The sequence below is a fragment of the Fibrobacter sp. UBA7003 genome, from assembly GCA_002449765.1.
GTDB lineage: Bacteria > Fibrobacterota > Fibrobacteria > Fibrobacterales > Fibrobacteraceae > Fibrobacter.
Genome location: DJXN01000012.1, coordinates 165,097 through 183,718, shown reverse-complemented (window position 1 = coordinate 183,718; position 18,622 = coordinate 165,097). Strand labels below are relative to the sequence as shown.

At 56.7% G+C, this 18,622-nt stretch carries 16 protein-coding genes; 13 read left to right on the top strand and 3 right to left on the bottom strand.

Annotated elements, in window-relative coordinates; genetic code table 11:
* Positions 1–35: 35 nt before the first annotated feature.
* From B2952_RS09005 to B2952_RS08985, 5 genes are read left to right on the top strand one after another with little or no spacing between them, the layout of a single operon-like run.
* A complete protein-coding gene (locus B2952_RS09005) occupies positions 36–1,595 on the top strand; it encodes a hypothetical protein (RefSeq protein WP_290734361.1) in 1,560 nt (519 codons plus the stop codon).
* A gap of 29 nt (positions 1,596–1,624) precedes the next feature.
* The gene (locus B2952_RS09000; protein ID WP_290734363.1) at positions 1,625–2,665 is read left to right on the top strand and encodes a fibrobacter succinogenes major paralogous domain-containing protein; all 1,041 of its coding nucleotides are present in this window, start codon (positions 1,625–1,627) and stop codon (positions 2,663–2,665) included.
* Between the two features lie 36 nt (positions 2,666–2,701).
* Entirely contained in the window at positions 2,702–3,886 is a 1,185-nt protein-coding gene (gene purT / locus B2952_RS08995) for a formate-dependent phosphoribosylglycinamide formyltransferase (RefSeq protein ID WP_290734365.1), read from the top strand.
* 27 nt (positions 3,887–3,913) lie between these two features.
* Positions 3,914–5,083 (top strand): hypothetical protein, encoded by a 1,170-nt coding sequence (locus tag B2952_RS08990; RefSeq protein WP_290734367.1) that lies wholly within the window; start codon positions 3,914–3,916, stop codon positions 5,081–5,083.
* A gap of 8 nt (positions 5,084–5,091) precedes the next feature.
* Positions 5,092–6,231 carry a hypothetical protein gene (locus B2952_RS08985; RefSeq protein WP_290734369.1) on the top strand — a complete coding sequence of 380 codons (1,140 nt, stop codon included), beginning with the start codon at positions 5,092–5,094 and terminating at the stop codon, positions 6,229–6,231.
* A gap of 62 nt (positions 6,232–6,293) precedes the next feature.
* Here the strand turns inward: B2952_RS08985 and B2952_RS08980 are convergent, their stop codons facing one another.
* Positions 6,294–7,226: a tyrosine-type recombinase/integrase gene (locus B2952_RS08980; protein WP_290734371.1), complete on the bottom strand. Its 933-nt coding sequence runs from the start codon at positions 7,224–7,226 to the stop codon at positions 6,294–6,296.
* A gap of 88 nt (positions 7,227–7,314) precedes the next feature.
* Between B2952_RS08980 and B2952_RS08975 the strand changes: the two genes are divergently transcribed.
* From B2952_RS08975 to B2952_RS08955, 5 genes are all read left to right on the top strand, one after another.
* Positions 7,315–8,577: a hypothetical protein gene (locus B2952_RS08975; RefSeq protein WP_290728987.1), complete on the top strand. Its 1,263-nt coding sequence runs from the start codon at positions 7,315–7,317 to the stop codon at positions 8,575–8,577.
* Between the two features lie 77 nt (positions 8,578–8,654).
* Positions 8,655–9,308, top strand: coding sequence for an STAS domain-containing protein (locus B2952_RS08970; protein ID WP_173381309.1), 654 nt, complete (start codon positions 8,655–8,657; stop codon positions 9,306–9,308).
* 8 nt (positions 9,309–9,316) lie between these two features.
* A complete protein-coding gene (locus tag B2952_RS08965; RefSeq protein ID WP_173365155.1) occupies positions 9,317–10,234 on the top strand; it encodes a M23 family metallopeptidase in 918 nt (305 codons plus the stop codon).
* Positions 10,234–11,331: a hypothetical protein gene (locus tag B2952_RS08960; RefSeq protein WP_290728984.1), complete on the top strand. Its 1,098-nt coding sequence runs from the start codon at positions 10,234–10,236 to the stop codon at positions 11,329–11,331. Before B2952_RS08965 ends, B2952_RS08960 begins: the two co-directional genes overlap by 1 nt.
* Position 11,332: 1 nt before the next feature.
* On the top strand, positions 11,333–12,052 hold the full coding sequence (locus tag B2952_RS08955; RefSeq protein WP_290728982.1) for an NUDIX domain-containing protein: 720 nt from the start codon (positions 11,333–11,335) through the stop codon (positions 12,050–12,052).
* 12 nt (positions 12,053–12,064) lie between these two features.
* Here B2952_RS08955 and B2952_RS08950 read toward each other — a convergent pair whose 3' ends face one another.
* Positions 12,065–12,277, bottom strand: coding sequence for a hypothetical protein (locus B2952_RS08950; protein WP_290728980.1), 213 nt, complete (start codon positions 12,275–12,277; stop codon positions 12,065–12,067).
* 78 nt (positions 12,278–12,355) lie between these two features.
* Here B2952_RS08950 and rfbD point away from each other — a divergent pair, with 78 nt between their 5' ends.
* Positions 12,356–13,270 carry a dTDP-4-dehydrorhamnose reductase gene (gene rfbD, locus B2952_RS08945; protein ID WP_173381306.1) on the top strand — a complete coding sequence of 305 codons (915 nt, stop codon included), beginning with the start codon at positions 12,356–12,358 and terminating at the stop codon, positions 13,268–13,270.
* Positions 13,271–13,272: 2 nt separating this feature from the next.
* Entirely contained in the window at positions 13,273–13,413 is a 141-nt protein-coding gene (locus B2952_RS08940) for a hypothetical protein (protein WP_012820363.1), read from the top strand.
* 9 nt (positions 13,414–13,422) lie between these two features.
* Here the strand turns inward: B2952_RS08940 and B2952_RS08935 are convergent, their stop codons facing one another.
* Complete coding sequence (locus B2952_RS08935; protein WP_290728979.1) at positions 13,423–14,505, bottom strand: S66 peptidase family protein; 1,083 nt, start codon at positions 14,503–14,505, stop codon at positions 13,423–13,425.
* A gap of 102 nt (positions 14,506–14,607) precedes the next feature.
* On the opposite strand from B2952_RS08935, the gene B2952_RS08930 reads away from it, so the two are divergent.
* A complete protein-coding gene (locus tag B2952_RS08930; protein WP_290728977.1) occupies positions 14,608–18,591 on the top strand; it encodes a DUF3418 domain-containing protein in 3,984 nt (1,327 codons plus the stop codon).
* Positions 18,592–18,622 lie beyond the last annotated feature (31 nt).

The following is an 18,622-nucleotide window of genomic DNA, read 5'->3' as shown; positions in this document are numbered from 1 at the left end:
GTCCCTGTTCGGGAATCTTTGCTATTTTAGCGTTCATGAGGTCCGGTGCCCACATCTTCGCTCTCTGTGCGCTCGCGTTTGCCGTTTCGGGCCATGCATACCCGGCGCCCCCGCAGTCGGGCGAACGCGGCTATTTCCAGATAGGCACCGATTTCGACTTCGGGTTCAACGGCGGCCCCACCGACCCCACCTTCGCGGTAGATACCGCCGACTGGTTCGGGGGCAACTGGCGCGGCCTGCAGATTCCGCTCGAAACCGCCCGCAGTTACGAGGAATACCTCGACCCGTTCTTCACCCTCAGTTTCCGCGCGGGCTACAAGAGTTTCCACGTGCTTCTGGAAGCCCCGCTCCGGCGCGATCTCGAGGCCTGGTACCAGGACGACCTTCACAAGAATTTCACGTACGACCCGAGCGAACTCGATATAAACGTGCCGAACAACGCCTACGCCGTGTGGGAAAACCCCGTGGGCTACGTGCAGTTCGGGCGGTTCGCGCTCGACGACCTGAAAGTTTCCAGGAACGACATCCTGGTGGGCGGTGCACCCTACCACGACGGCCTGCGCTGGAAATTCGCTGCCGGCATGTTCCGCTACGATTTCCTGTTCAGCTCGCTCAACGCCTGGCTTTACGGCGACGTGATAGACCATTCGACCGGCTGCCCGCCCGTGGGTACCGAGGCCTACGCGCAAAAATGCACCGAGCGCGACAACCAGGTGGCGAACCAGCGCAACCGCACCTACGACGACAACATCAAGACCTTCATGTTCCACAAGTTCGGCATCGAGACCGAAAAGTTCTGGATTTACATCGCCGAGCAGAGCATGATTGGCGGCAAGGCTCCCGAGTTCCGCTCCATGAGCCCGTTCATATACTGGCACGACAACTACGCGACCGGCTACACGTCGGCAGCGACTTCCGTGGAACTCGGCTACAAGACGAGCAATGGCGCGAAGTTCTATAGCCAGATAAACATGGAAGACATCAACAGCCCGGTGGGCGAGGACGATGACAAGGGCACGAGCCGCTCTGTAATCAACTACCTCGTGGGCTACTATCACGAACTTTCGACCGCGCTCTACGGCAAGTTCAGCTGGAGGCTCGACGTGGTGCGCACCGACCCCGTGGCTGGCAACAGCAGGCTCCCGCTCCTCAAGTACACGAGCCGCCGCAACTACCGCAGCAACTACCGCGAACAGGACGACCCCGATTACGCCGACGCCTACTTTGTGGATTACCCGATAGGCTACCGCCGTGGCGCCGACGCTCTCGACCTGTGGTTCGATTTCGGCTGGCAGTACGGCAAGCACTCGCTCGCGCTCACTCTTGCATGGCTGCGCCAGGGCGACAAGGAAATGTTCACCGACTACAACGTGGCCCTCGCCGGCGGAGAGAATTCCCCCTCCGGCGTGGAAGAGGCCCAGTACCTGGTAGATGCGCTCTACAAGATGAAGGTGAACGGCTGGTTCGGCTTTTATGTGGGAGGCGGGTTCCGCAAGTACGAAAACCTCGCGCACGTGAAGGGCGATGATGGTTACGATGGCTGGCTGCGTTCCGGCGTGAAGTTCACCTTCAACCCGGTCGATACGAAGTTCTAAAAGAAGCTAACCCCTTCAAAGGAGCACCCATGTCCCTGAAACACTCTTTAACCCGAATTGTGGCGTTAACAGCCACGCTCCTTGTAGCCTGCGGCGATGAAGTCACCGAAGTGACCGAAGTCCACGAGACCGGCATGAAGATTGTCGAAGAGGGCGAGAAGTTGCCCGAGTGCACCACGGAAAACGAAGGCACGATGGTTTATGCGCTGGATTCTGCCGCAGCCTACGCCTGTGTCGACAACGAATGGGTTACGTTCAATGGCAAGGACGGCGAGAAAGGCGACAAGGGTGATAAGGGCGCTCCAGGTGATTCTGGTGAAGCTGGTACTTCTTGCACAATGGAGTCCTTGCCCGATAGCAGCGGTTTCAAGGTCATCTGTGGCGGAGATTCCGTCGGCGTTGTGCTGAACGGCGAAAAAGGAGAACAAGGCGACAAGGGCGAAGACGGCAACGATGGTAAAGATGGTCAAGACGGCAAGAGCATCGAAGGGGCCGAGAACTTTTTCATAGATGCTCGTGACAAGCAGATATACAAGAAGGTGACCATCGGGACCAAGACATGGATGGCGGAAAACCTCAATTACGAAACGGCGAATAGCCTTTGCTACATGGATTCCTGTGCCAAGTACGGCCGTTATTACACCTGGGCCGATGCCATGGACAGTGCAGCTGTATTTTCGGATAATGCCAAGGGTTGTGGCTATGATGTAGAATGTACCATAAAGACTCCTGCGCGTGGTATTTGCCCGGAAGGTTGGCATATCCCGGATTCTACGGAATGGAGAACGCTGTATAGCGTGATGGGCAAATCGTCGAATGCCATGCAGGCGAAGGGCTTTGACAATTGGCCTGATGCAACCGATGCGTACGGGTTTTCCGCGCTTCCTGCCGGCGGCTACATGCGTAGCGCTTTCTACGATGTCGGCGGGTACGCCCGCTTCTGGAGTGCCGCTGAGTTTACTGAGTATGATAACTATTCCGCTGACTACTGGTACTTGAATGCGATCGGTGCGACCCTCAGCTTCACTGACGAGAACTTCAGTTTATCAGTCCGTTGCATCAAGGACTAACTATATCTATATTATTCCTAAACCAAGGAGTTTTTTATGGCAGAAATCGGTACACCTCTAAGTTCTAGCGCCACGAAGGTGCTGTTTTGCGGAGCGGGCGAACTCGGCAAGGAAGTCATCATCGAGATGATGCGTCTCGGCGTCGAGGTCATCGCCGTGGACCGTTATGCCAACGCCCCGGGCATGCAGGTGGCCCACCGTAGCCACGTCATCAACATGCTCGACGGAGCCGAACTCCGCCGCGTGATCGAACTGGAGAAGCCCGACTACATCGTTCCCGAGGTCGAGGCGATTGCGACCGACACGCTCGTGGAACTCGAGAAGGAAGGCTTCAACGTCATCCCGACCGCGAAGGCCACCAAGCTCACGATGAACCGCGAGGGCATCCGCCGCCTTGCCGCTGAGGAACTGGGCCTCAAGACGAGCCCGTACCGCTTTGCCGACAATTTCGAGGATTTCCAGAAGGCCGTCGCCGAGATCGGCATCCCGTGCGTGGTGAAGCCGGTGATGAGTTCCTCGGGCCATGGCCAGAGCGTCATCAAGACCGAGGCCGACGTGCAGAAGTCGTGGGACATTTCCCAGCACGAGGGCCGCACCGGCCATGCCAGCCGCGTGATTGTCGAAGGTTTCGTGCCGTTCGATTACGAGATTACATTGCTTACGGTTCGCCATGTGGGCGGAACCAGCTTCCTTGAACCGGTGGGTCACCATCAGGTGGGCGGCGACTACCAGGAATCCTGGCAGCCCCAGCCGATGAAGCCCGAACTCCTGGAACAGGCGAAGGACATCGCGAAGAAGATTACCGACGCTCTCGGTGGCCGCGGCATTTTTGGTGTGGAACTGTTCGTATGCAAGGACCAGGTGCTCTTCAGCGAAGTTTCCCCGCGCCCGCACGATACCGGCATGGTGACATTGATTTCGCAGGATTTGTCTGAATTTGCGCTGCACGCCCGCGCTATCTTGGGCCTGCCTATCCCGAACATCGCTTTCCACGGCCCGAGCGCTTCGAAGGCTATTGTGGTGGACGGCAATTCCGACCACGTGAAGTTCGGCGGCCTGGAAGATGTGCTTGCAGAACCTGACACTGCGCTTCGCCTGTTCGGCAAGCCCGAACTCAAGGGCCACCGCCGCCTGGGCGTGTTGCTTGCTCGCCGCGATTCCGTAGAAGAAGCCAAGGCGCAGGTCATGGCCATGCGCGAAAAGGTGAAGGTCTCGCTGTAAATTTTTTGGGGTGGGGAAAGAGTTTTGATGAAAAAGTTATTTGGATTACTCCTGCCCGCGCTGCTTGTCGCGTGCTACTCGCCGGAACCTTTCGAGGCCGAATCGGTCGAGTCCGCGTCCAGTGGCAAGTCCGATATCGGGACGGTCTTCCCGGTGAACACGCAGAAGCAGATTTGTAACCCCTCCGTATCCCAGGATACGGTAAACTATCCGGCTGCGATGCTCTGGCTGAACTTTGGCGGTACGCTCAAGGTGACTCCGCCGGATTCGGACTTTACGACAAGCGGGGTAATCCAGCACGACCGTCTGACTATTTCCGATACATCGGGCAAGGTGCTCTGGTACATGATGCGCGATACGGCTGCGGGCGAATGCCAGTTCCAGGATCCGGAATGGAGTACGCACGCCGACTATGCCGTTGCGCTCCGCGCCTACGATCTGGACGGGAAGAAGGCCTGCGAGAATCTGGACTACGGTATTTTTGCCGTGCGCATGTCGGATAGCAAGCGGTTCTGGTTCTACGACAAGAATATTATCGAGACGGCGTCTCCGCACCTGTGGGTTTCGCCGGATGCCTCCGTTGATGAGGATGCCGCGGATTCTACGGTGGAAGGCTTCTTTGGCACCGACAAGGTGCGCCTGACCTACGTGGACGGCGATGACAAGATTGTGTTTGTCGATTTTGCGAACGGCGGGCTTGATAAGGCGAAGACGCTTGCAAGGCCTTCCGGCAAGTCCGGCTGGAGCATTGACGCTCCGATGATTTCGCCGGACGGAAACTTCATTGTCTATAACGTGCTCGAGAATCCGACGACGTGGGAAGCCTACATCCAGGAACTTTCCGCAAACTCTTCGCCGGTGAAAATCGAACGCGGGCAGAACTCGCTTTCGGAACCCGCACAACCGCACTGGTTTGCCTATAACGGCAGACTTTTTGTGATGTGGACGGAATTCCCGCAGGGCTCGCAGATGCTCAACAAGAACGACCTCACGCAGGAATCCGTGCAGGACGGTTCCGTGGGTCGCACGGTGATGCGCGAAGTTCGCCTGAATGCGGGTGCCCCGAGCGACCTTGCGGTAGAGTGGGTCGGAGATGTTCGTGAAATCGCCTCCATTCCCATGATTGGCGGGCGCTCTCCCGATGGCAGGTTCCTTGCCACCGGTACAAACTACGGCTATTTGCTGGAACTTCCGTGAGGTACGCAATGAAGAAATCCTTACTCAAGTCTGGCAAAAAATTCGGTGCGGTCGCATCTCTCGCGGCTGTCGCTATCTGCGCGTTCCTTGCGGCATACAACGCTCCGGTCGAACCCGCTACCCCCTGGGAATCCATTGGCGGGTGCGGTGCCGGCGGTTCCGGTGGAGGTGCGAGCGATGGCATCAAGTGGATCGGTCAGGGCGTTTCGGGCGGCTACCTCGAAACGGAAGTGTTTACCAAGTACAGCGTCGGCCAGAATTTCTCGGGCCTTACGCTCACCCCGCATTTTTCGATAAAGCCCACGTGGTCTACAAAACTCGGCGTTTCTGTCCCGCTCGTCTCGCACCAGGGCGAAGTCCAGTACCGCAGTAACCAGGCTCCGACCGACCGCAGTACCGGCGGGCTTGGCGATATCTCGTTTGACTTTAGCAAGACGATTGGTAGCGGGGGAGCGGCATCGCTTTCTGCATCGCTCACGATTCCTACCGGCCAGTACGATATCAAGCGCGGTACGGATGCTTCCGAAGAAATCTTGCCTGCAAGTTTCCAGAAGGGCTCGGGCCTGTATTCGCTCACGCTCGGCTGGGACTACAGCCGCGATACCGACAAGGGAATCTGGCTTTACGGGCTTACGTTCACGTACCCGTTCGCGATGCATCTGATTTCGGGCGAGAACGAGTTCAACGACAGCTACTGGAAAAACATCGAGCACGATGGCGACCGCTTCGAGTACCGCTTCAAGCCCTATGGCGAAAACGACCTCGGTGCCTTCACTCCGCCTTCTGTGGGCGCATCGGTGGCTTACGGTTACCGCGGGCGTGCAGGAATCGTGCAGAGCCTGGGTGTTAACTTGTCTGTACCGCTGGGCGTTGCATGGATTAGTTCCGAGAAGGCGGGCACGTATGACCCGCGTCCCGACCCCGATCATCAGGCGTGGTCTGTGGCGCTTGCCTATGGTATCGAGTTCTCGAATGCGGACTTCCCGGTGTTCCTCGCACTCTCCGTGCCCATACACGACAAGGCGAATGCGGCTGACCCGAGCGATGAATACGATGAATCCCCGATGCGCGAATGGAATGCGCCCGACTGGGGCGACATTCTGCAGCAGTGGACCATCGCTGTCGGCATAAAGGGAAGTTTCTTCTAAAAAAATAAGCCCGCGGGAATTTGCCTGCGGGATTTTTTTTATGAGCGTTATGCTCGCGGGTACTATGCGCGCGGGTGTGTTTTTTTGAAGGCGGTGCGCAGGCGTTCTGCATTCACGTGAGTATAGACTTGAGTAGTAGAGATGTTCGAATGTCCGAGCATCTCCTTCACGCTCATGATTTCGGCGCCGTTTTCGAGCAGGTGCGTGGCGAAACTGTGACGCAATACGTGCGGACTCGCTTTCCCCTCCCAGCCGATGTCGCGCAGCAGGTCGTGGATGTCGTTCCTGAGCGTGCGCAGTCCGAACGGCTTGCCGTCTTCGCTCAAGAATACGTAGCCTGTTGCTGTAGGTAGGTGACCCGCTTCCGCCTCCATCTGCTTGAAGTTCGCGATGCGCTCGATGAAGCTTTCGGTCAAGGGCACGATGCGCTCCTTGTTTCCCTTGCCAAGAACGCGTACGAGTTTCGCATTCACGTCGATGCGGTCCCACGTGAGGCTCTGGCATTCGGAGATGCGGAGCCCCGAACCGTAGATGAGTTCGAGCAATATGCGTGCCCGTACCTGCTGTAGCGTCGGAGGGTCCGGCAGTTCTGGGAATTTTTCGGGCGCGAGGTCTTTTTGCCCGAGCACGTTCACGAGCCGCTTGGGCCGCTTGGGCATAGGGACTGCTTCGGCGGGATTTGTCTCCAGTATCTTCGAACGCACTAGGTACTTGCCGAAGCTTTTTAATGCGGCAAGGTGCTCGCAGATGCTCGTGGGCGCCAGTTTCTGCTTCATCTTCAGATCCCACACGAAACCCTTCACGTTCATCTCGGAAAATGCCGAAAGCGCGGGCACATTCTCGACGCCCGCTTTGCCCGCGGGTATGGGCGTGCAGCCCAGGTGCTCGAGGAACTTCGTGAGCGACTTCTTGTAGGTGTCTACCGTGCGGGGTGAAAAACGTCGCCGCTCCGCAATATACTGCAAGAATTGCTCGATGTGTTCCGGAAGGTTCATGCCGCATAATTTAACAAACAAAAGACCATAATAAAGGGGCTCCTTGTTGGTCACGCCCTTGCGAAAAATCTATTTTAGAGGGTAAGGTATGAATTTCGCGTGCAAACTTGACACACCGACGCTTGTGGACTGCCGCCGATGGGCGGTGGTCGCTTTGGCTGCGACCCTGCTGCTTGCGGGTGTGTCCTCTGCTGCCGACCGCGTGGTGGGGGCGAATGCGACGCTTGACATGGAACCGGGAGCCCGTTCTGCAGCCCTTGGTTCTGCGACGATGGCTGTTGACGGGGATTACCTGGGGCTCACGGCCAACCCGTACCAGCTCGCAAACGTGAACTACGCCTGGGCGTCTTTCTCGCATACGGAATACTACGAAGATACCAAGTTCGATTTTGCATCAGCGGCGATTCCGCTGTCCGAGGGCCAGGGCATTGGCGTGTCCTTTTCGCGATTCGCTGCAGATGACATTCCCTATATCCGCGAGGGCGAACCGCTCCCCGAAGGTAGCGACTACAAGACGCTTTCGATTGCCGACTGGGTGTTTTCTGTTTCGTGGGGCCGACGCCTCACCGATCGGCTGGACTTGGGCGTGGGCTTCCACCTACTGTATCGCGATATGGACCAGACGGGCTTTGGCTTCCGGGGCGATGCCGGACTCCGCTTCCGGGCTGTCGACAGCCTTTTCGTGTCGGCGATGTTGAAGGGCTGGACTTCTTCTGCGACAACATGGGAATCGGGGGAGTTCGAGTATTCTGCTCCCGAAGTCTATCTGGCGGTAAGCTACAGCTTGCCGGTGGCCTACCTTTACGGCAAGTTGAATTTCTACTGGCAGGGGGCCGGGCTCTTCCATCACGAAGCCCGAGCGCTAGATTTTGAAACCGACGAGGAAGTGGGGGGCCCCATCTGGGAAAGCCCGCTCGACTGGCTTTCGGGCGGCCGGGGCGGCATCGAGTTCGCCTTCGATTTCGGGCTCAGCGTCCGTGCGGGGCTTTCGAGCTTCACCACCTTCAAAAGCTTTACTGCGGGTGCCGGACTTGTCATTGCGAAGTTCCTGAAGGTTGACTACGCCTTCGAATCGCACCCGGTGTTTTCGCCTGTTCACCGCGTGAGCATCAGCGTGAGCCCTTACCTGTTCGCCCGCGCTCCCCGTCCGGAACCGAAACGCGATCGCGGCCCGTCCAAATACAAGGGCTCCCTGCTAGAAGAGGAACCCCATCCCGAGGAATCGGCCCCGGAGGCTCCTGCTGCAGAACAGGCCCAGTCTGAGGCCGCCCCGGCGGCTCCGGTGGTCGAGGATGCGTCGGAAGAGGTGCTCGAAGAGCGTCCCGCCGGCGGAACCTACTGGGAAGAATAGGGCGAAAATTAACTTTTTTTGCATTTTATTGGCGATATCCGTCACATTACGAAAAAATTAGTCTATATTTCAATCGTATGACGGAATTAAAGAACTATCGCGAAGTCGGCATTTTTGACTTGTTGTCTGCACCCCTGAACCCTATCGGGGCGTTCGATGCGGAGCAGTTCAAGAAGGATGCCCGGAAGCTGATCGATGACAACCCCGACGACAAGTTTGTCGCCGTTGACCTGACGGGTCTCGATTTTGTCTATAGCGATGCCTATAATGCGTTTGTCCAGTTCCAGGGTGAACTTTCGGGAAAGGGGGGCATGCTCGCTCTCCTGAGCAACAGCGCGACGATAGCGGACGGCCTCAAGAAGGCTGGCCTCGACCGCTCGCTCAAGGTGTTCGCGGCCGAAGCGGAGATGATGTCTTTCTCGCTGCATAGCCATGGCCCGGCAGAACCGCTTCCTCCTGCATCGCCGGTTCCGGAACCGGAAGTCGCGCCGGTCGCGTCCCAGAATGTCCATTCGGCCTTGGATGCCGAACAGCCCCGTGCAGAACGCCGCACTGGTCACAACCGTCGCTTTACCAAGAGTTTCAACGCGGTCGTCAAGGACGAGAAGAAACTAGCCGCCAAGGGCATGAACATGCCGTTCGAGGAAGAATCTTCGTCGGGCAAGACGGTCTTCTTCATCATTCTGATACTCCTGGTGCTCGGTGGCGCCGTCGCCTACTTCCTGATGTGATTTGACCGATGTCGGAAGGCTTCTCGGAGCATCACTGCAAGAAAAAGTACAAGTCACGCCGCCGTAACATCCCCGTTGTACGGCTGCTCTTGTTTGGCATCCTCCTGTTCCTCTTCATCAAGCTGGGAATTGCCGAGAAGGTGGTGAACCTCCTCCCGCTACCCGGGAATTCCGAAACGGCAGAGGTGACCTGGGATTCGCGGTGCAAGGAATTGCATGGCAGGGCTTTCGAACTCAAGAACGGTCTTGGCCAGTGCTCCTGGGTGCTCTCCGATTCCATATTCTACCTGCCCAACAGTTTTTTGCGCTACCTTTCGCAGACGACCAGGTCTTCGCGTCCGCGCTTGCACTGGGTGGCTCCCCGTGATAATTTCTCGGAGGCGACTCTTGTCCAGGTGGAAGATTCTGTGGTGTCTACCTACCTCCATGTTCTCGGGGCGGATTCCTCGTTTTATTGGGTGAACATGGATGACGGATGCCGGTTCCCGGGGCTTTGCCCCAAGCAGCCGCTGGATTGGTCTGCGCTTCCGATTACGGAAGACTTTGACTTCGAGGGCCAGGAATCGCTTCTGGCGATGGATGCTCTCCTCGGGATTGGCGAAGCGCCGGTGCATCCAATTTTGCCTGGCATTGTGCTTGCCGCGGGGAAGGATTCCATGGGCAACTTCATCGAACTTGACCATGGGAACAACGTTGTCTCAAAGATGTCCGGGCTGTATCCGTCGAAAGTTTCTGATTCGCTCAAGGTCGGAGATTCCGTCGATGTCGCAACTACGGTCGGGAGGCTTGCGCCTAGGGACAGCTCGACGTTTTTCCTTTCGGTCCGTCGCAACGGCCTTTTCGTGCGCTGGAAGGATTTCTATTCCGAAGCGCATCCCTTGGAGAAGACCGAAATTGCTAGATTCGTAAAAGATATAGATTTTTGATGGGTCCGGGAATGTGCAGGCGTTTTTTCGATCGGCTTTTTAAGATTGCGGCGGCTTCTGTCGCCTTTGCCGCTGCTCCATTTTTTTGGGCTGCCTGCACGCAGGGCGACGATGGACCGATTCCCGTTTCTGCGGAAGACGATAGCTTTGTAGGGACGGGTTTTTTCCGCAAGGCCACCTTGGATTCTGGGGCGTTCATCCACCTCGTCTCTGATACGCTTTTTATCAATCTCGATAGCCTCTGGAGTTATTCCAACTGCGCTCTCAAGCGCATTGAGCTCGATGCTTCGAACGACGGCGGCTCCTTGGTGATTTCTCCGAAGATAATTATCAAATCCGATGGGGAGGATTGCCCGTCCCCGTTCCTTCATCCCGATACGACCGTCAAGCTTCTGCTGGATGCCGACGACGTCTCCGGCGCATCCGTACTCCGCATCCGCAACGATGAAGGGCGCGAACTCGATACAATCCTCCTGCGTCGTGGACGCTTCGAACGGGACACCTTCGCCATCTATGTGGATTCCCTTTTTGATTCTGTGTCGGCCTTGCCGCTGCGTACCAAGGGCTCGCCTTCGATTCTGAAGGTTGTCGATAGCCTCACTCCGCGTGTCTTTTACTGGCGGCCGATAAAATCCGAATGTGGCCTGATTGTCGACAAGTGCGGCTCGGTCGTGGCGGATACGATTTTCCCGACGGTGTGGAACATGTCCGATACGGCCCTGGTTCCCATCCGCAAGTCGTGTGCGCTGGGAGATTCGACCTATTGCTCGAATAACCGCTGGGTGGACGATTCCAGTTCGATAGGCGATGTGCAGGAACGGACCGACACCCTATGGCATACGAGCCTCTATTATGTCGAAGAAATTCCCGATTGCGCATCGATGAACTCTTTTGCGTTTGACGCATTCTCCGTGGGGCGAAAAGTGAACTTTGCCCGCGAAATCATGGTTCCCGATGAATCCGAAACGGCGTGCGGCCCGTCTGCGCTTCGCGATGTCTTCATTTATGATATCGGACGCAACCGCGTGTTTCCCGATTCTCTCGATGCCGATTCACTTTATGGCCTGTGGAAATCCGAGGCCCGCAAGATAAAGTAACATGCAAGAAATAGAATATTCGTTCTCTCCTGAAATTGCCGAAGCGGACCGCCCGGTGGTCCTGGAATCCCGCATCTACAGGGAATGGCTGGAAGCGTCACAAAAGAAATTTGTCGTGACCAAGGTCCACTTTTCTTCGGTCGATTTCTTGCGGAAAGGACGCCAGCCGCTCTTTATAAAGCTGACTGCGACTGCGACGCTTCCGGATGGGCGCCCGGTGCACGGGATTGTGCTGGTCCGCGGCAACGCGGTTGGAATCTTGGTGGTGCTCCGCTGCGAAGGCAAGAAATACCTGCTTCTGGTGCGGCAACCGCGTTTTGCCATTAGCGAGCAGGCATCGCTCGAAATTCCGGCGGGGATCCTCGACTGGACAGGGGACTACCGCAAGGTGGCCCTCTCCGAACTCAAGGAAGAAGCGCAGATAGATGCCGAGGAATCGGAACTCATTGACCTCATGGATTTCTGGTACCAGGGAAAAAGCGACGGCTTTGCTGCCAGTTGTGGACTCCTGGACGAACGTATTCGCTTGTATGCGATAGAGCGTGACGTGACACCCGAACAGCTGAGGGCGATGGACGGGAAAGACCAGCAGTATACCGAGGAAATCGAGTGGATCCGGACAGAAGTGCTGCCTTACGAGGAGGCTGCCCGCCAGTTCGTGGACGGGAAGAACCTCATTGCGCTGTTCCTGTACGAACGCTGGCTGCAGAGCCACAAATGAGGTTGTGGGCCTCTACCAGTTCCCTAAATTGTTGACGGTCAACCCGACGAAGAAGACCGTCAAGTAGCCGTACCAGAGCGCCGTGAGGACGTAGTTGAGCCCGCGCTTGTAGGCCTTGGGTTCGTTTTTGTTTTTCTCGTGGATGGCGATAACGTTTTTGCGACAGAAATAGGCGCATACGGCAAGGCCGACAATGGATGCGAGAATCAGAAGAACATAAGCCATGCGTTAAATATAGTAAAAGAAAGGAACCATAGTTCAAGGGCTTTAGGATTAACTATCTTTTGCACAAGAGGTTTTACTATGAAATTTTTTGTGACGGGTGTTGGTGGCCAGCTGGGCCACGACGTGATGAATGAACTTGCGAAGCGCGGGCATACGGGCGTGGGCTCGGACATGGCTCCCGCCTATAGCGGTGTTGCCGATGGCAGTGCAGTGACGACGATGCCCTACGTGCAGCTCGACATTACGGATGCCGCTGCTGTCGAAAAGGCGATTTCGGAAGTGAACCCGGATGCGGTGATTCATTGTGCTGCATGGACTGCAGTCGATATGGCCGAAGACGATGCGAATGTGGCGAAGGTCCGTGCGGTGAACGCGGGCGGTACGCAGAACATCGCGAATGCCTGCAAGAAACTCGGCTGCAAGATGACCTACATCAGCACGGACTACGTGTTTGATGGCCAGGGAACGGAACCCTGGAAGCCCGACTGCAAGGATTACAAGCCTCTCAATGTTTACGGTCAGACCAAGCTCGAGGGCGAACTTGCCGTGAGCGGGACTCTCGAAAAATTCTTTATTGTGCGTATCGCGTGGGTGTTCGGCCTCAACGGCAAGAACTTCATCAAGACGATGCTCAATGTGGGCAAAACTCACGACACCGTGCGCGTGGTGAACGACCAGATTGGAACGCCGACATACACGCTCGACCTTTCTCGTCTGCTCATCGACATGAACGAAACCGAAAAATACGGTTACTACCATGCCACAAACGAGGGCGGGTTCATCAGCTGGTACGACTTTACCTGCGAAATCTACAGGCAGGCTGGGCTTGCGACGAAGGTCGTTCCGGTGACTACGGCCGAATATGGCCTCAGCAAGGCTGCGCGCCCGTTCAACAGCAGGCTCGACAAGAGCAAACTCGTGGAAGCCGGTTTCAAGCCGCTCCCCACATGGCAGGACGCCCTTGCTCGTTACCTGAAGGAAATCGGGGGCTAGCGATGGAAGAGAAGAAAACCTACCGCGAAGTGATGCCGGGAGAACTCCCGTGTGAAGTGCCGGAATGCGACGGCGTGATGGTCGTCGACCCCGACAACAGCTACAAGCTCACCTGCGACAAGTGCGGGCACATCAAGGAGTGAATCTAGGGTCTATCTGGACCTGTTCGCCTTGAAGATAAAGTCGTCGGTGAAGATGGTTTCTTTTTTGCCGTCGACATTGAACGATAGGGTTGCCCCGAAATCGGAAACATCCATCTCTACTTCTGCGCCCATGATGAGCGGCAGGTTTTCGTTTCCGTGACCGGCCGGGAATCCGCTGATGACGGGGATGTTGTATTTCTTGAGGCGCTCGGCAAGCATGGCCTGCGCGCTATCGACATCGAGGTCGGTATCGCAGTCGGTGAAATCGCCCATGATGACGCCCTTCACGTTTCCCATGATGCCACGGAGTTCCAGCGAGCTGAACATGCGGTCGACATTCCGCATGGTTTCTTCTAGCTCTTCGACAAAGAGGATGATGCTGTCCCTGGAGTAGACGTCGATGGGCGTGCCGATGAGGGGGACGAAGGATGCCATGTTGCCGCCGACGAGGATTCCCTTGGCGTGTCCCTTCTGGTTCAGGATGTTGGCGGGAATCTTGTAGGTGGGTATATTCCCGAGGAGGATGTCTTTCACGAGAAGGCTACCCGCATCGCGTCCGGCGGACTTCCCGATGAATGCGCTCATGGTGCCGTGGATGCTCATGTTGCCCATCTTTGCTTCCAGTGCGTGCAGGGTGGAAATTTCACTGAAGCCGACAAGCCATTTGGGATTCTTCGCGATATCGTCGAAGTTGATGAGGTCGATCAGGTGCATGGCGCCGAAACCGCCGCGGTTGCAGATGATGGCCTTGATGCTTGTGTCGCGGATGGCGTTGATGAAGTCGTTTGCGCGTTCTTCGGGCGTCCCGGAATATTTGCCCATGTAGAGTTTGCTGACGTTTTCTCCGATGACAGGGACGAAGCCCCATTCCTTAAGGACTTTGGCGGTGTTGTAGGTGTTGGAATCGGGTGTGTTGTAGGCAGGGGAAACGAGCGCAATTTTGTCGCCCTTCTTGAGGAATGCGGGCGCTTTGGCGGGAGGGACTGCCGTCTTTTCGTTGGTGATTCGGATGACGGCGGGCTTTTGTTCCTTGCAGGCGGTGAGGGCAAGGAACGTCAAGATAAAGAGCAGGGGAAAAACGATTTTTTTCATTTTCAATTCTGTAGCTAGGGGCTTGCCTTAAAGATAAAACTTTTTTGAAAAAGATGGTGCCGATTTTAATATATTTGGGTGGAACGTAGTCGCTTTGCTCTTATGGATTTGTCCACCTTGAAAATCGTGTATCCGGAGCTTCCCGTTGTCGAACATCGTGAAGAGTTTTTCGAGATGCTCGAAAAGCACCAGGTAGTGATTGTCAAGGCAGATACCGGTTCCGGCAAGTCGACGCAGTTGCCAAAGTTTCTTTTAGAGTGGTATGCTACAGTTCGTCATTCTCGCGAAGGCGAGAATCTCGTGGATGGTGTTCGAGAAGGGGATCCCCGCGAAGGCGGGGATGACATGAGTGGTTTCAAAATAGGTGTGACGGAGCCCCGCAGGCTGGCGGCGATTTCCATTGCGGACCGCCTGCGCGAAGAACTCAAGGACGAAACGCTTGTCTCCACGAAGATCCGCTTTTGGGAACAGGGCCAGAGTGACGCCCCCATCAAGGTGATGACGGACGGCATTTTGTTGCAGGAATTCCGCCGCGACAGGCTCTTTAGGCAGTATTCGGCCATCGTGATTGACGAGGCGCACGAGCGCTCGCTGAACATCGACATCTTGCTCGGCATTTTCAAGACGGTTCTGCAGGCTCGCCCGGATTTCAAGCTGATTGTGGCGTCGGCGACGCTCGATGCCAAACTTTTCGAGGAATTTTACGACAACAGTTGCGTGCTCGAAGCCGAGGGAAGAACTTTCCCCGTCGATGTGGAGTATTATTTCGGCGGCGGGAATGGAGATCCCCGCCTTCGCGGGGATGACAATACGGGCCGAGACACCAGCGGCAAGGGCGATTCGGGCTTGCTCGACGAGGCGCGCGATGCGATTCTAGATTTGGAAACGCGCCACCGCGACCACCTGCTTTGCTTTTTGCCGACGGAACGTGACATCCAGGACTTGGCGGGCGAACTTGCGCACGAACTGGACTCCGCGACGTTCGATATCCTCCCGCTTTATGGGCGCATGAGCCCCGATGAACAGCGACGCATTTTCAGGCATACGGAAAAGACCCGCGTGGTGCTTGCGACGAACATCGCTGAAACGTCGCTCACGATTCCGGGAATCGCCTACGTGGTGGATACGGGTACTGCGCGCATCTCGCGCTACAATGCGCAGTCGCGTATCCAAGGATTGCCTGTCGAGGATATCTCGAAAGCGTCTGCGCGGCAGCGCACAGGGCGTGCGGGGCGCGTAAAGCCCGGTGTTTGCATCCGTCTCTATTCTCCCGAGGATTTCGAGAAGCGCGACGAGTTTACGGAGCCGGAAATCCGGCGGAGTAATCTTGCGAACGTTGTCCTGCAGTTGCGCAGCCTCGGGCTGGAACTCGAGAACTTCCCGTTCCTGCAGTCGCCACCGCATTCGGCGTTCCGTGGCGCGTACAAGACGCTTTTTGAACTCGGTGCGCTTACCGCCGACAATGCCAGCGGGCATGTGACCAAGCTTGGCCGCGAGATGACGCGCCTCCCGATGGACGTGGCACTCTCGGCGGTGCTCCTGCGGGCGCGGAATGCCGGCGTATTGCAGCCCGCGCTGATTGTCTGCTCGGCGCTCTCCATCCAGGACCCGCGCGTGGTGCCGAGCGAAGAACCCGAACGCACCCGCATCCGCCAACTGCACCGCAGGTTCGCGGGGCACAAGAGCGATTTCCTCACGTTCATCTGCATGTGGAATGCCTTCTGTGCCGAATGGGATGGCAAGACCTGGAATAAGTTGCGCAAGTTCTGCGACAAGAACAGCCTTCATTTTTTGCGTTGCCGCGAATGGATCGATCTGTACGAACAGTTCGGGCGCATCCTCGACGTGAAATTCGAGAATCGCGTGTGCCCGCTCGACAGTTTCCATCGCGACAACCTGCACATTGCGCTTCTTTCGGGATTCCTAGGCGGTATTGCCCTGCGCGATATCGAGAACGGTTGCTATCGCCTAGTGAGCGGGCGCGAGACGCACGTGTTCCCGGGCAGTGACCTTTACGGCAAGAGCGTGGAATGGCTTTTTAGTGCCGAGGTGCGGGAGACCAGCCGCATATTCCTGAACAAGGCTGCTGAAATCAAGCCCGAATGGATTATGCAGGTGGCGGATCCTTTCTGCACGCGCCGCTGGTATGCGCCCACATGGAACCAGGAACGCGGTTTCGTGGAAGCGGTGGAAGAGGTGAGCTTCCGCGGGCTCGTGATTAGCCGCGGCCACCGCGTGGATTTCGCCCGCGTGAACCCCGATGAATGTGCCGAGATTTTCTGGCGCGAGGCCGTTGTGCTTGGTCAGATGGCGCGCCCCTTCGCATTCATGACGCACAACGAGCGTGTGGTCGATGACTTGCATGCGTTGGAAGCCCGCAAGCGCCAATTCGGGCTTGCCCCGAGCGAAGACGCCCTGGTGGATTACTACACGCGCATTGCGCATGAAGTCAATTCCATCAAGACGCTCAAGGACTACATCCGCGAACACACGGACCAGTTCCTCAAATTCGATGCGAAGTTCTGGTTGGAGCAGAGCGAAACGGGTGTAAGCTATACGGATTCGGGTTTCAGCAACCGCGCTTTCGATGCCCTGGCGAAGGGCGACAAGAAGAAGGCTGCAAAACCGCAGGAGCCCACTCTCGGCGGCTCCCTCGAACAGTTCCGCATCGAAGGGCTCGACGGCTCTAGCCGCATGGTGGTGGGCGAGATGGTGTTTGATGCGATGCGCGACTGCGACGGCATTACACTGGACCTGCCTTACGACATGCTCCCGCAGGTGACGCCTGCGACGCTTGCACTTTCGATTCACCAGTGGCGCGAATGGATGACAGAATCCATTATCCGCGAGATGCCCAAGGCTGCAAAAAAGCAGTTGGAAGGCAAACGCGCGTTTATCGATGACGCCTTCTGCGACAAGCTCAAGGCGAACCCGCACAAGGCCCCGCTTTTTAGCCTCTACGAGGTCTTTGCCGAAATCAAGCAGCTCGATTGCGATATCCCGACGGTCACGCCCGAAATGGAAAACCACCTGCGGATTCATGCGAGAATCTTCAAGCAGGGCTTTGCGGAAAAATTCCCTTGCGAGATTAACCCGGAATGGGGAAGTTTCAGGCTCTTTGCGGCGGTGCGCCCCGTCCTCGTAACGTTCGGTATCGACTTTGCGCTTGGCGACATGCGCTTTGGCTGGCGCTTGGGCGAATCGGCGCTCATGACCCCGGCAGAATCTGCCTTCTGGCAATCGTTCCGCAAGCGCGTGGAAGGAAGATCGCCGACCGGGTCGGGGATGACAGAGGGGGACTCCTCGCTTATCGTTGATCGCCTGAATATGCTCGAGACGGGCGGCCTCTATTCCGACGGTTTCAAGACGGCTCTCAAGTCGTGGGTTTTGAAGTCGCTCGCTGCCGACAATCTGGACGCAAACCGTTGCGTGCGTTTTTCGGGCCTCGAGTATTCCCGTGGCAAGAAAATTCGCGACTTCAAGAATCTTGCCGCAAACACCCGCAGCGAAGACGAAGAGATGCGCCTCGCGCTCGTGCGTGCAACTTATGAATCGGCGCTTCTCGGGGCCGACGCTTTCGTGAAAATTTGGGAGATCCTCCGCGAATTCTCGGTGGCGATGCGCCAGGGCGGAGACCATGCCCGCGATGCCATCGCCGCGCTCATGGCAAAGAACAAGTCCATCTCGAAAATCGTGGCGCTCTACCTGCCTGACCACAAGGAAAATACTTTGTTCGAAAGATTGGCCGCGCTCGGTAGCTCACTTGATGCCGGCGACAAGTTGCTTGCATCTTCAATCGGCGATAAAGTCGACCTCTCCGTCAAGGACCTTCGTGAAAAGTTCCGCCCCTTCCTCAAGGCCCGCTTCATGAAGGACCACGAACTCAAAAATGCCCGCGAAATCCTCTCGAAAATGGAACGCATGCAGCAGGACGATGCGGAATACCCCGAGCTCTACCTGCAGGCATCAGCCATGATTGAGGATTTTGAAATCCTCAAGTTCAAGCGCAAGGGCGACGATAGCGAAGAAATCATCGAAGACGATGCCCTTGCCAAACTCAAGGGGCGTTTCGGTCGCCTGAAATAGTTGAAGATTGGCCTTGGACGGGTCAAATTTG

What these genes read in the sequence shown, in the direction of transcription:
- B2952_RS08935 (WP_290728979.1), bottom strand. Translation starts at nt 14,505, where the DNA reads ATGAAAAAAATCGTTTTTCCCCTGCTCTTTATCTTGACGTTCCTTGCC.
- purT (WP_290734365.1), top strand. Translation starts at nt 2,702, where the DNA reads ATGGCAGAAATCGGTACACCTCTAAGTTCTAGCGCCACGAAGGTGCTG.
- B2952_RS08975 (WP_290728987.1), top strand. Translation starts at nt 7,315, where the DNA reads ATGAATTTCGCGTGCAAACTTGACACACCGACGCTTGTGGACTGCCGC.
- B2952_RS08950 (WP_290728980.1), bottom strand. Translation starts at nt 12,277, where the DNA reads ATGGCTTATGTTCTTCTGATTCTCGCATCCATTGTCGGCCTTGCCGTA.
- B2952_RS08980 (WP_290734371.1), bottom strand. Translation starts at nt 7,226, where the DNA reads ATGAACCTTCCGGAACACATCGAGCAATTCTTGCAGTATATTGCGGAG.
- B2952_RS08990 (WP_290734367.1), top strand. Translation starts at nt 3,914, where the DNA reads ATGAAAAAGTTATTTGGATTACTCCTGCCCGCGCTGCTTGTCGCGTGC.
- B2952_RS08955 (WP_290728982.1), top strand. Translation starts at nt 11,333, where the DNA reads ATGCAAGAAATAGAATATTCGTTCTCTCCTGAAATTGCCGAAGCGGAC.
- B2952_RS08970 (WP_173381309.1), top strand. Translation starts at nt 8,655, where the DNA reads ATGACGGAATTAAAGAACTATCGCGAAGTCGGCATTTTTGACTTGTTG.
- B2952_RS08930 (WP_290728977.1), top strand. Translation starts at nt 14,608, where the DNA reads ATGGATTTGTCCACCTTGAAAATCGTGTATCCGGAGCTTCCCGTTGTC.
- B2952_RS08940 (WP_012820363.1), top strand. Translation starts at nt 13,273, where the DNA reads ATGGAAGAGAAGAAAACCTACCGCGAAGTGATGCCGGGAGAACTCCCG.
- B2952_RS09000 (WP_290734363.1), top strand. Translation starts at nt 1,625, where the DNA reads ATGTCCCTGAAACACTCTTTAACCCGAATTGTGGCGTTAACAGCCACG.
- rfbD (WP_173381306.1), top strand. Translation starts at nt 12,356, where the DNA reads ATGAAATTTTTTGTGACGGGTGTTGGTGGCCAGCTGGGCCACGACGTG.
- B2952_RS08985 (WP_290734369.1), top strand. Translation starts at nt 5,092, where the DNA reads ATGAAGAAATCCTTACTCAAGTCTGGCAAAAAATTCGGTGCGGTCGCA.
- B2952_RS08965 (WP_173365155.1), top strand. Translation starts at nt 9,317, where the DNA reads ATGTCGGAAGGCTTCTCGGAGCATCACTGCAAGAAAAAGTACAAGTCA.
- B2952_RS09005 (WP_290734361.1), top strand. Translation starts at nt 36, where the DNA reads ATGAGGTCCGGTGCCCACATCTTCGCTCTCTGTGCGCTCGCGTTTGCC.
- B2952_RS08960 (WP_290728984.1), top strand. Translation starts at nt 10,234, where the DNA reads ATGGGTCCGGGAATGTGCAGGCGTTTTTTCGATCGGCTTTTTAAGATT.